The 12,317-nt window shown below is 64.6% G+C and carries 9 protein-coding genes; 6 read left to right on the top strand and 3 right to left on the bottom strand.

Annotation, left to right across the window (positions count from 1 at the left end):
- Positions 1–86 precede the first annotated feature (86 nt).
- Entirely contained in the window at positions 87–1,250 is a 1,164-nt protein-coding gene (locus ALII_RS0105900; RefSeq protein WP_024586400.1) for an isovaleryl-CoA dehydrogenase, read from the bottom strand.
- Between the two features lie 14 nt (positions 1,251–1,264).
- A complete protein-coding gene (locus ALII_RS0105895; RefSeq protein ID WP_024586399.1) occupies positions 1,265–1,864 on the bottom strand; it encodes a TetR/AcrR family transcriptional regulator in 600 nt (199 codons plus the stop codon).
- A 115-nt stretch (positions 1,865–1,979) separates the two neighbouring features.
- On the opposite strand from ALII_RS0105895, the gene metH reads away from it, so the two are divergent.
- Positions 1,980–5,741, top strand: a complete 3,762-nt coding sequence (gene metH / locus ALII_RS0105890; RefSeq protein WP_024586398.1) for a methionine synthase — start codon at positions 1,980–1,982, stop codon at positions 5,739–5,741.
- On the opposite strand, the gene ALII_RS0105885 is transcribed toward metH, so the two are convergent.
- A complete protein-coding gene (locus tag ALII_RS0105885; RefSeq protein WP_024586397.1) occupies positions 5,705–6,637 on the bottom strand; it encodes an N-formylglutamate amidohydrolase in 933 nt (310 codons plus the stop codon). The two genes, metH and ALII_RS0105885, sit on opposite strands and share 37 nt — an antisense overlap.
- 150 nt (positions 6,638–6,787) lie before the next feature.
- Between ALII_RS0105885 and ilvD the strand changes: the two genes are divergently transcribed.
- Genes ilvD through ALII_RS0105860 form a run of 5 tightly spaced genes read left to right on the top strand, consistent with a single transcriptional unit; the run spans position 6,788 to position 12,316 of the window.
- Positions 6,788–8,509, top strand: a complete 1,722-nt coding sequence (ilvD, locus tag ALII_RS0105880; protein ID WP_081718906.1) for a dihydroxy-acid dehydratase — start codon at positions 6,788–6,790, stop codon at positions 8,507–8,509.
- A 4-nt stretch (positions 8,510–8,513) separates the two neighbouring features.
- Positions 8,514–9,410: an NAD(P)-dependent oxidoreductase gene (locus ALII_RS0105875; protein WP_029660251.1), complete on the top strand. Its 897-nt coding sequence runs from the start codon at positions 8,514–8,516 to the stop codon at positions 9,408–9,410.
- Positions 9,411–9,428: 18 nt separating this feature from the next.
- Positions 9,429–10,481 carry a TRAP transporter substrate-binding protein gene (locus ALII_RS0105870; RefSeq protein ID WP_081718905.1) on the top strand — a complete coding sequence of 351 codons (1,053 nt, stop codon included), beginning with the start codon at positions 9,429–9,431 and terminating at the stop codon, positions 10,479–10,481.
- Complete coding sequence (locus ALII_RS0105865; protein ID WP_024586393.1) at positions 10,478–11,002, top strand: TRAP transporter small permease; 525 nt, start codon at positions 10,478–10,480, stop codon at positions 11,000–11,002. The genes ALII_RS0105870 and ALII_RS0105865 overlap by 4 nt, the downstream gene beginning before the upstream one ends.
- A gap of 12 nt (positions 11,003–11,014) precedes the next feature.
- The gene (locus ALII_RS0105860) at positions 11,015–12,316 is read left to right on the top strand and encodes a TRAP transporter large permease (protein WP_024586392.1); all 1,302 of its coding nucleotides are present in this window, start codon (positions 11,015–11,017) and stop codon (positions 12,314–12,316) included.
- Position 12,317 lies beyond the last annotated feature (1 nt).

The raw sequence follows: 12,317 nt of genomic DNA, 5'->3' as shown, positions 1-12,317 counted from the left end.
GTCGTTCGAAGAAAAGGCTGATCGGGCAAATCAGCCGAAGCCGCGCGACTATCGCAGCTTCGGCCAATCGCGTCGATGCGATCGCGTCAGTTGCTGTCGCCGACGATCTCGCGGCCGATCAGCCAGCGGCGGATTTCGCTGGTGCCGGCACCGATCTCGTAGAGCTTGGCGTCACGCAGCAGGCGGCCGGTCGGGTATTCGTTGATGTAGCCATTGCCGCCAAGGAGTTGCAGCGCGTCGAGCGCGGACTGCGTCGCCTTTTCGGCCGCAAACAGCACACAGCCTGCGGCGTCCTTGCGGGTGACCTCACCCCGGTCGCAGGCTTGTGCAACGGCGTAAACGTAAGCGCGGGCGGCGTTCATGTTCGCGTACATGTCGGCAAGCTTGGCCTGGACGAGCTGGAATTCGCCGATCGGCTGGCCGAACTGCTTGCGTTCGTGAACGTATGGAACGGCGACGTCCATGCAGGCGGCCATCAGGCCAAGCGGCCCGCCGGCGAGCACGGCGCGCTCATAGTCGAGGCCGGACATCAGCACCTCGACGCCGCGACCTTCCTCGCCGAGCACGTTTTCGAACGGCACCTCGACATTCTCGAACACGAGCTCACCGGTGTTGGAGCCGCGCATGCCCAGCTTGTCGAGCTTCTGCGCGACCGAAAAGCCCTGGAATTCGCGTTCGACGATGAAGGCCGTGATGCCGCGCGAGTGGCGCTCCGGATCGGTCTTGGCGTAGATGACCATGGTGTTGGCGTCGGGGCCGTTGGTGATCCACATCTTGGTGCCGTTCAACACATAGCGATCGTTGCGCTTTTCGGCACGCAGCCGCATCGAGACGACGTCCGAGCCGGAGCCGGATTCCGACATGGCAAGCGCGCCCACCGCTTCGCCCGAGCAGAGCGCGGGCAGGTACTTCGCCTTCTGTTCAGCGTTGCCCCAGCGATTGATCTGGTTGACGCACAGGTTCGAGTGCGCTCCGTACGAAAGGCCAACGGAAGCCGACGCGCGGCTGATTTCCTCGAGCGCCACGACATGGGCGAGATAGCCCATTCCGGAGCCGCCGAAGTCGGGATCGGCGGTGATGCCGAGAAGGCCGAGCGCGCCCATCTCCTGCCACAGATGGTTCGGGAATTCGTTCGACGAGTCGATCTCGGAGGCGATCGGCGCGATCCGGTCCTGCGCAAAGCGCCGCACGGTCTCGCGCAGCGCGTCGATGTCCTCGCCATGGCCGAACTTCATCGTCTGGTCGTACATGCTGGTCTCCCTGGTCAGGTCTTGTTGGCGCCGGCGAGGCGCAGGGTCATGGTCAGATAGCGTTCGGTCACGTCGTCGATGCTCAGCCGCTCGTCGGGGCGGAACCAGACGATGACGCCGGTGATCATCTGAATGATCGCGATGGCGACGAGCGCGGCGTCCTCGACATCGAAAACGCGCGCGTCGGCGCCGCGTTGCAGGATGGCGCGCAGCTCTTTCTCATAAGCCTCGCGCAGGGCGACGATCCGGCGCAGGCGCTCCGGTGCAAGGCTGCGAAGCTCCAGATTGTTCACATGGGTCGAGCTGCGCCGCGCCAGATGAAAGGCGATGTGGTTGCGCACGAAAGCGGAAAGCTGGTCGCGCGGATCGGCTTCGGCATCGGAGAGCTCGGCCCAGCTCGCGACCAATTCTTCCATGTGCTCGCGCATCAATGTGAACAGCAGGTCTTCCTTGGTTGGGAAGTAGCGATAGAGCGCGGCCGCCTGCACGCCCACCTCGTCGGCGAGCCTGCGCATCGACACGGCCTCGTAGCCGTGGCGCGCGATGAGCCGCAGCGCCGCATCGCGCAATGCGGCTTCCGTGCGCTCTCCGTCCGATCCGATGGTGCGGGCCATAAATCCTCCGGTCGCTTTAATAAAACGAACGTTCAATTAATTCAAGACGTCCTCGATAATATTGACATAAACATATCTTTATGTGAGCAATCGACTGCTGATGAAGGAGAGCAGGATGACCGCCGCCAATCTGGACGATCTCTTCGGACCGATCCGCGAAGGGGAGGACGTCGCCGAACTGCTTCGCAAGGCTGCGTCCGAGCGTATCCTCATTCTCGACGGCGCGATGGGAACGCAGATTCAGGGGCTCGGCTTCGACGAGGATCATTTTCGCGGGCAACGCTTTGGCGGCTGCGAGTGCCACCAGCAGGGCAACAACGATCTCCTGACGCTGACCCAGCCTGCCGCGATCGAGGACATCCACTACCGCTACGCCATCGCCGGCGCGGACATTCTGGAGACGAACACCTTCTCCTCGACCTCGATCGCGCAGGCCGATTACGGCATGGAAGGCGAGGTCTACGACCTCAACCGCGACGGCGCCCGCCTCGCCAAACGCGCCGCGATCCGCGCCGAGCAGAAGGACGGCAAGTGCCGCTTCGTCGCGGGCGCTCTGGGACCCACCAACCGCACGGCGTCGATCTCGCCCGACGTCAACAATCCCGGCTACCGCGCAGTCACCTTCGACGATCTGCGCATCGCCTATGGCGAGCAGTTGCGCGGCCTGATCGACGGCGGTTCGGACCTGATCCTGATCGAGACGATCTTCGACACGCTCAACGCCAAGGCGGCCATCTTCGCCTGCCGCGAAATCTTCGCGGAGAAGGGCGTCGACCTGCCGGTCATGATCTCCGGCACGATCACCGACCTTTCCGGCCGCACGCTGTCCGGCCAGACGCCGACGGCTTTCTGGCATTCGGTACGCCATGCCGATCCGTTCTCCATCGGCCTCAACTGCGCGCTCGGCGCCGACCAGATGCGCGCGCATCTGGCCGAAATTTCCGGCGCGGCAGATACGCTCGTTTGCGCCTACCCGAATGCGGGCCTGCCGAACGAATTCGGCCAGTATGACGAGACGCCGGAACAGATGGCGGCGCAGATCGGCCGGTTCGCGAAGGAGGGGCTGGTCAACATCGTCGGCGGCTGCTGCGGCTCGACTCCCGAGCACATCGCGGCGATCGCGGCCGAGGTCGCAAAATACCCGCCGCGCGAAATCCCGGAAAAGGCGCCGCTGATGCGGCTTTCGGGCCTCGAGCCCTTCGTGCTCACCGACGACATCCCCTTCGTCAATGTCGGCGAGCGCACCAACGTCACCGGCTCGGCTAAATTCCGCAAGCTGATCACCAATGGCGACTTCGCGACCGCGCTCGACATCGCCCGCGACCAGGTCGAGAACGGTGCGCAGATCATCGACGTCAACATGGACGAGGGCCTGATCGATTCGAAGGCGGCGATGGTCGACTTCCTTAACCTCATCGCTGCCGAGCCCGACATTGCCCGCGTGCCGGTGATGATCGACAGTTCCAAATGGGAGATCATCGAGGCGGGCCTGAAATGCGTTCAGGGCAAGGCCGTCGTGAACTCGATTTCGATGAAGGAGGGCGAGGCGGCCTTCCTCGAGCAAGCGCGTCTGTGCCGCGCCTATGGCGCCGCCGTCGTCGTCATGGCCTTCGACGAGCAGGGCCAGGCCGACAGCCGCGAGCGCAAGGTCGAGATTTGCACCCGCGCCTACAAGCTCCTGACCGAACAGGCCGAATTTGCGGGCGAGGACATCATCTTCGACCCCAACATCTTTGCCGTCGCGACCGGCATCGAGGAGCACAATGACTACGGCAACGCCTTCATTCAGGCCGCCAGGGAACTGACCCAAACCCTTCCCGGGATTCACATTTCGGGCGGCGTCTCGAACCTCTCCTTCTCGTTCCGTGGCAACGAGCCGGTGCGCGAGGCGATGCATGCGGTCTTCCTCTACCATGCCATTCAGGCCGGTATGGACATGGGCATCGTCAATGCGGGCCAGCTTGCCGTCTACGAGACGATCGACCCGGAACTGCGCGAGGCCTGCGAGGATGTTGTCCTCAACCGCCGCGATGACGCCACCGAACGCCTGCTCGACCTTGCCGAGCGCTACAAGGGCGCGGGCGGTCGCGAGGCGCGCGAGAAGGATCTGGCGTGGCGGGAATGGCCGGTCGAAAAGCGCCTGGAGCATGCGCTCGTCAACGGCATCACCGAATATATCGACGCCGATACCGAGGAAGCGCGACAGGCGGCGGAGCGGCCGCTGCACGTCATCGAAGGCCCGCTGATGGCCGGAATGAACGTCGTCGGCGACCTCTTCGGGGCCGGCAAGATGTTCCTGCCGCAGGTGGTGAAGTCCGCCCGCGTCATGAAGCAGGCCGTCGCCGTTCTGCTGCCCTACATGGAAGCCGAAAAGCTCGCCAATGGCGGCGGCGACCGCAAGACGGCCGGCACGATCCTGATGGCGACGGTCAAGGGTGACGTGCACGACATCGGCAAGAACATCGTCGGCGTCGTCCTCGCCTGCAACAATTACGAGGTCATCGACCTCGGCGTCATGGTGCCGGCGACGAAGATTTTGCAGACGGCGCGCGAAAGGAATGTCGACATCATCGGCCTCTCCGGCCTCATCACGCCCTCGCTGGACGAGATGGTGCATGTCGCCGGCGAGATGGAGCGCGAGGGTTTCGACATCCCGCTGCTGATCGGTGGCGCGACGACGAGCAAGGTTCATACGGCCGTCAAGATCCACCCGCGCTACGACCGGGGACAGGCGTTCTACGTGACTGACGCCAGCCGCGCCGTCGGCGTCGTGTCGGCTCTCCTGTCGGACCGGCAGAAGCCCGATTTCGTTGCCGAAACGCAGACCGAATACGCCAAGGTCGCGGACGCCCATGCCCGCCGCGAACTGGAAAAGCAGCGCCTCCCGATCGCGGCCGCCCGGGCCAATGCAGTGAAGATCGACTGGCCGGCTTATGAGGCGGTCAAGCCGTCTTTCCTCGGCACAAAGATTTTCGACAATTGGGACGTCGGAGAACTCGCCCGCTACATCGACTGGACGCCCTTCTTCCAGACCTGGGAACTGAAGGGCCGTTATCCCGCGATCCTCGACGACGAAAAGCAGGGCGAGGCGGCGCGCAGCCTGTTTGCGGACGCGCAGGCGATGCTGAAGCAGATCATCGCCGAGAACTGGTTCCGCCCGCGCGCGGTCATCGGCTTCTGGCCGGCCAATCAGGTCGGCGACGACATCCGCCTCTTCACGGACGACGTGCGCAGTGAAGAACTCGCGACCTTCTTCACGCTGCGCCAGCAACTCTCCAAGCGCGATGGACGTCCTAATGTCGCGCTCTCCGACTTCGTCGCGCCGCAGGGCCAGCCGGACTATGTCGGCGGTTTCGTCGTGACGGCCGGCATCGAGGAGGTCGCCATCGCAGAACGGTTCGAGCGCGCCAATGACGACTACTCGTCCATCATGGTGAAAGCGCTCGCCGACCGTATCGCCGAGGCCTTCGCCGAGCGGATGCACGAGAAGGTGCGCACGGACTACTGGGGCTATGCGCCGGGAGAGAACTTCCGCAACGACGAACTCGTCGCTGAAGCCTATGCTGGTATCCGCCCCGCGCCGGGCTATCCTGCCCAACCGGACCACACCGAGAAGGCGACGCTTTTCCGCCTGCTCGACGCGGAGAACGCTGCCGGCGTGAAGCTGACGGAAAGCTATGCGATGTGGCCCGGCTCATCCGTCTCGGGCCTCTACATCGCGCACCCCGACAGCTACTATTTCGGCGTCGCCAAGGTCGAGCGGGACCAGGCTGCCGATTATGCGCAGCGCAAGAACATGCGTCTCGAAGAAGTCGAGCGCTGGCTCTCGCCGATCCTGAACTACGTGCCGATGGAACTGGCCGAGGCGGCGGAGTAATCCGCGACCGCCGCGGCAAGCTTCGCCAGATCGGCGCGCAGCGGCTCGAATCCGGCGCTGCGTTCCAGCGTCTCTAAGTCCATGTAGAGCTTGCGGTTGATCTCGATCTGCAGGCTGTGGACGCCCTTGTCCGGCGCGCCGTAGCGCTCGACGATCAGCGCGCCCTTATAGGGGGCGTTGACTGCGACGGAATAGCCGAGTGCTTCCAGCGTCCCGGCGACGAGCCTTGTGAAACCGGGCTCGCAGGTCGTGCCGTCGAGATCGCCGAGGACGAAGTCCACCCGGTCCTGTCCGGGGTCCGGCGCCAATTCGTTGCCGACCGGCATCATCGAATGACAGTCGAGATGGTAGCAGACGCCGAAGCGCGCGACCGTCCGATCGATCATGGCGGCGAGACACTCGTGATAAGGCCGCCAATAGTTCTCGATCCGATTGGTGATGTCGGCCGCGCTCAGGCGTCGGTCATAGATCGACGTCCCGTTGCCGATCAGCCGGAAGACGAGCCCGACGCCGCGCTCGCTCATGATCGTCGGCTCGGGCGTCTCGTGCCAGTCGCCGTCGAGCAGCACGGTGTCGATGTCCGACAGGCGCCGGTTCGGATCAATATAGGTGCGGGCGAAATTGGCGACGACATAGGTTGCGCCATGATCGGGCGCGTCGGCAAAGAGTTCGTCGACGAAGCGGTCTTCACCGCCCTTGAGCAGTTCGATATCCGCCACATGCCCGAAATCCTCCGGATAGTGCCTGCCGCTGTGCGGCGCATCGAAAACCATCGGCGCCGGCCGGCCACTCGGCTCGAAAACGCTGACCGGCTCGGGCGGCGCCGTCCGTTCCATCGGTTCGACGGATAGCTTCTCATGGTCCTTGATGGATTGTGCGTTCTGTTCCTGGGTCATGGTCGGCCAACGCGAGAGCGATCATGCCGTTCCGTCTGATGCAGGGGCGCAAAGCTGTTCGGCCACACGCAGGGGTCGTTTGACACTCCCCCTGCGGAATGGTTCGATACCAAACTAGTTTAGGCATCAAACATTCGGACCACGCATTTCATGGACCAGACCTCTTCCAGACAGAAGCCGGCCAAACGCCTGCGCTCGCGTATCACCATGGAAGGGCTCGACCGCACGCCGCATCGCGCCTTCATGCGTGGCCTCGGGCATGACGACAAGGACATCGCCCAGCCCTTCGTCGGTATCGTCGGACCGTCGTCGGAGGTGACGCCCTGCAACCTCACCATCGCGCGGCAGATGGAGCAGGCCAAGGCCGGCGTGCGCGAGGCGCAGGGCACGCCCATCGCGTTCAACACGATCTCTGTGTCCGACGGGTTCTCGATGAACCACCAGGGCATGAAGTTTTCGCTGATCTCGCGCGAGATCATTGCCGATTCCATCGAGGCCGTGGTGCGCGCCCATTGCTACGACGCGCTGGTCGGTTTCGGTGGCTGCGACAAGACTTCGCCCGGCGTCATCATGGGCCTGACGCGGCTCAACATTCCCTCCGTGTTCCTCTATGGCGGTTCGGCGATGCCGGGGCGGTTCAAGGGCCGCGACGTGACCATGCTCGACGCTTACGAGGCGGTCGGCGGCGTGATGGCGGGGACGTGGACGCAGGAAGACCTCGACCGGATGGAGCAGGTATGCCTGCCGACGGCCGGCGCCTGCGGCGGCCAGTTCACGGCGAACACGATGGGCATGGTCTCCGAGGTGCTGGGCTTCGCCCCGCTCGGCTCGTCCATGGTGCCGGCGGTCTATTCGGAGCGCGATGCGCTCGCGCGGCGGGTCGGCCGGCTGGTCATGCAGGTCCTGGCGAACGACGGGCCGCTGCCGCGCGATCTCGTCACCCGCAAGAGCCTCGAAAACGCCGCCGCGCTCGTCGCTGCCACCGGCGGCTCGACCAATCTCGGTCTGCATATCCCGGCGATCGGCCACGAGGCCGGCATCAGGTTCACCCTCGACGACGTGGCGGACGTCTTCGCCCGCACGCCGCTCATCGCTGATTTGAAGCCCGGCGGTCGCTTCGTCGCCAAGGACGTCTACGAGATCGGCGGCGTGCCGATCATCATGAAGGCGCTGCTCGATGGCGGACATCTTCACGGCGACTGCCTGACGATCGAGGGCACGACGCTGGAGGAGGCGCTGAAGGATTACGGCGCGCCGGACGGCGAGGTCGTGCGCGAGAAGGGCCGCGAGATCATGGCGACCGGAGGCGTGGTCGTCCTGCGCGGCAATCTCTGCCCGGACGGCGCGCTGTTGAAGGTCGCGGGCCTGAAATCGCTCGTCTTCGAAGGCCCGGCCCATGTCTTCGAGAACGAGGAAGACTGCATGAAGGTCGTGCGCGACCGGTCCTACAGGGAAGGCTCGGTCATCATCATCCGCAACGAAGGTCCGCGTGGCGGGCCGGGCATGCGCGAGATGCTGGGCGTCACCGCCCTGATCTACGGGCAGGGCATGGGCGAGAAGGTCGCGCTCATTACCGACGGGCGGTTCTCGGGCGCGACGCGCGGCATGTGCATCGGCTATGCCGGGCCGGAAGCCGCCGTCGGCGGACCGATCGCGCTGGTCAAGGATGGCGACGTGATCCGCATCGATGGAGCGAAGCAGACCATCGATCTCCTCGTCGACGAGGCCGAGCTCGAAACGCGCCGCGCGGCATGGGTCGCGCCGGACGCACGCCGGCTCGGCGGCCTTTTCGAGAAATACGCCGCGGTCGTCGGTCCCGCCAAAGAGGGCGCGGTGACCCATTCCGGCGGCGTCGAATGGGTGCCGGAGTAGCGTCATGACCGGGGAGGGGGAGGATTTGGAACTCGGCTATATCGGCATCGGCCTGATGGGCGAGCCGATGACCATGCGCCTTTTGAAGGCAGGGCGCAGCGTGGCGGTCTGGAACCGCAGCCGCGAGAAATTGCGCGGCGTCGTCGAAGCAGGGGCCGTCGAAGCGAAAAGCGCCAGCGATCTCGCGGGCCGATGCGATATCGTCATGATGTGCCTGACCGACACGAAGGCGGTCGAACATGTCGTCTTCGGCGAAAACGGAATCGCGGGTGCGGTACGACCCGGCTCCATCCTCGTCGATTTCTCGTCGATGGACCCGGATTCGACGCGCCGCTTCGCCGCCCGCTTGCGCGAGGAAGCCGGTATGGGCTGGATCGATGCGCCTGTGTCGGGCGGCGTTCCCGGCGCCCGGGACGGCACGCTCGCCATCATGGCCGGCGGCGAGGCGGGCGAGATCGAGCGCGTCCGCCCGGTGATCGCCCTGATGGCGCAGCGCTTTACCCATATGGGGCCGAGCGGCGCCGGCCAGACGACGAAGCTTTGCAACCAGATCATCGTCGGCTGCCAGTTGGCTGCGATCGCCGAGGCGGTCCGACTTGCCGAAGAGGCCGGCGTCGATGCGAAGATGCTGCCGGAGGCGCTGAAAGGCGGCTTCGCGGACTCCATTCCGCTGCAGCTTTTTGCCCCGCGCATGGCCGCCCGCGCCTTCGAGCCGCCACTCGGTGCCATCCACACGATGCTGAAGGATCTCGACAATGCAGGCGAAGCGGCGCGTCAGGCGGGCGCGCCCTTGCCGATGGCTTCGACGGCGCGCGAATTGCTGCGCCAGATGGCGGCGCGCGGGCAGTCGGAGGCTTGCGCGACCGCGCTCATTCAACTCTATGATAGCGTCCAACGATAAAGCCCAAGGGGAACGGATATGCTGCATTGGAAGAGCATGACACTGGCCGCGGCCATCGCGGTCGTGGGATCGACCGGCGCGAGTTTCGCGCAGGAGACGAAGACCATTCGCGTCGGAAACTGGCTGCCGATGCACCATCTGATCATCAAGGGCATCGTAGAACCCTGGGCGGCGGCGATCGAGGCCGAGACCAACGGTTCGCTGCAGTTCGACGTCATGGAAACCGCGCTCGGCCGTCCGCCGGCCTATTTCGACCTGGTGCTCGACGGATCGATCGATGTCGGGTTCGGCGTGTCGGGCCACAATCCTGGCCGTTTCACCATGACGCAGATCATGGACCTACCCTTCATGTCGCCCGATCCGTGGGCGGGTGCGGCCGCCGCGTGGGCGACCTATGAACGCTACGGCGCCGATTATGGCGAGCATGATGGCGCCAAGGTCGTCGGCCTTTGGGTGCATTCCGAGCCCTACATCTTCATGCGCGAAGGGCAGGAAGTGACGTCGCTCGCCGAACTCGCCGGCAAGAAGATCCGCGTCGGCGGCAACGTCACCGGGGAGATCATGCAGACGCTCGGCGCGACGCCGGTCCAGCTTCCGCCCACCGAGGCGCAGCAGGCCATGTCGCGCGGCGTCGCCGACGGCATCACCTTCCCGACCGAATCCATCGAGTTCTTCAAGATCACGCCTTCGGTGGCAAGCTCGACGCGCATTCCCGGAGGCCTCTATACCGATACGTTCTGGCTCGCTTTCAACCAGGCGACATGGGACGGCCTGTCGGACGAGGAGAAGGCGGCGGTCGAGAAACATTCGGGCATGGCGATCGCGACGCTGGCAGGCTGGGCCTGGACCAATGGCGACACGCTCGGCCGTGCCGCGCTCGACGCCAACGACATGGTCTGGAACGAGATTCCCGAGGCCGACGTCGAGGAAGTGAAGTCGCGCCTTGCCGTGCTGGAGGAGCGCTGGATCGAGGCCGCCAATGCCAAGGGCCTGCCGGCGGAGGAAATCCTTGAATACGCCCGCGCACAGGCCGAAGCGTACAAGGCCGAAAAGGTGGTCAACGTACCGTGAGCGAAGAACACCCAGGCGACCAGGCGGCACGCGGCCCGGTCGCCTGGGTCTTTCGGGGATTCTCCGTCGCGGCCGGCATCATGGTCGCCGCGATGATGTTCATCACCACCTTCGATGTCATCGGCCGCTACTTCTTCGGCCGGCCCCTCTTCGCCGCCTTCGAAGTGACGGAAATACTGATGGGGCTGATTATCTTCGCGGGCTTGCCGCTTGCGACTGCGGCGCGTGAAAACATCACGATCTCGATCCTCGTCGAACGCATGTCGCAAAAGGCGCAGGACTTCGGTGTACGGCTGTTCGAAATCGTCTGTGCGGCGATCTGCTTTGCCATGGGGTGGCGCATGTGGGTCTATGGCGCGCGGCTCTGGCGCACGGGCGACCAGACGCTGGAACTGCGCGTGCCGCTCGGGCTGCTCGCGCAGGTCATGGCGGCGCTGGTCGTGCTGGCAGGCATCGCCTTCCTGATCAATGCTGCGCGCGGCAGGCAATTGCTGCCGGCCGCCAACAGTTCCATCGAATAACGGCGGCGGAATATGGGTGTCTGGGAAACGTCGCTGATCGGTTTTGCGAGCCTCCTCGGCCTGATGATGGCGGGAATGCCGCTCGCCTTCGCGATGATCCTCGTCGGCGCGGCGGGCATCGTTGCCGTCGTCGGCTGGACGCCGGCGCTGGGAATGCTCGGCCAGGTGCCGGTTTCCGATACGATGCGATACGAATTGTCGGTCGTGCCGATGTTCGTCCTGATGGGCATGCTGGTCGATCGTGCCGGAATGTCGCGCGATCTCTACCATGCGTGCCATGGCTTTCTGGGCCACAGGCGCGGCGGGCTGGCAATGGCGACGATCGTCGCCTGCGCCGGATTTGCCGCCGTTTCGGGCTCGTCTCTCGCGACCGCGGCCACGATGGGGCGCGTCTCGATGCCCTCGATGCGCCGCTACGGCTATTCCGACGAACTGGCCTCGGGCTCCATCGCAGCCGGCGGAACGCTCGGCATCCTCATTCCGCCTTCGGTCATCCTGGTGCTCTACGGCATCATGACCGGGACGGATATCGGGCTCCTCTTCATCGCGGGCGTTCTGCCCGGCTTCGTCGCGGTGCTCTTCTACATCGGCACGATCATGGTCGTGACGCGCCTCAGGCCCGAGGCAGGCCCGCGCACCGAACGCGTTGCCATGCGCGAGCGCTTTGCGCGGCTGACCTCGGTCGGGCCGATCCTGCTGCTGTTCATCCTCATCATCGGGGGCATCTATCTGGGCGTCTTCACGCCGACGGAGGCGGCAGGCGTCGGCGCTTTCGGCGCATTCCTGTTCTGTCTGTGGCGGCGCGTGCTGACGCCGGCCATATTCCTGGAATGCGTCGTCGCGACCGCGCGGATGACCGCGATCCTGTTCATCCTGCTTGTCGGTGCGCTTCTCTTTTCAAATTTCGTCAATCTGGCGGGCCTGCCCTCGGCCTTGCAGCAACTCGTCGCCGGCTATGGCCTGTCGCCGCTCGGCGTGATCATTTTTCTGATGGCCATCTATATCGTGCTCGGCTGCTTCCTCGAGTCGCTTTCGATGGTGCTGCTGACGGTGCCGATCTTCTTTCCGCTGGTCATGTCGCTCGGCTACGACCCGATCTGGTTCGGCATCATCGTGGTAATGGTGACGGAACTGTCGCTGATCACGCCGCCGGTCGGCCTGAACCTCTTCATTTTGAAGAGCACGATCGGCAATATCAGCCTCGGCAAGATCTATCGGGGCATCATGCCTTTCGTCGCGGCGGACATATTGCGCCTTGCGCTGATGATCGCGTTTCCGGCCATCATCCTGATCCTTCCCCAGCTTGCGAGATGAT

The organism is Aliihoeflea sp. 2WW, from assembly GCF_000497755.1.
Classification (GTDB): domain Bacteria; phylum Pseudomonadota; class Alphaproteobacteria; order Rhizobiales; family Rhizobiaceae; genus Aliihoeflea.
The sequence above is the reverse complement of the archived record's forward strand: the minus strand, read 5'-3'. Positions and strand labels throughout refer to the sequence as shown.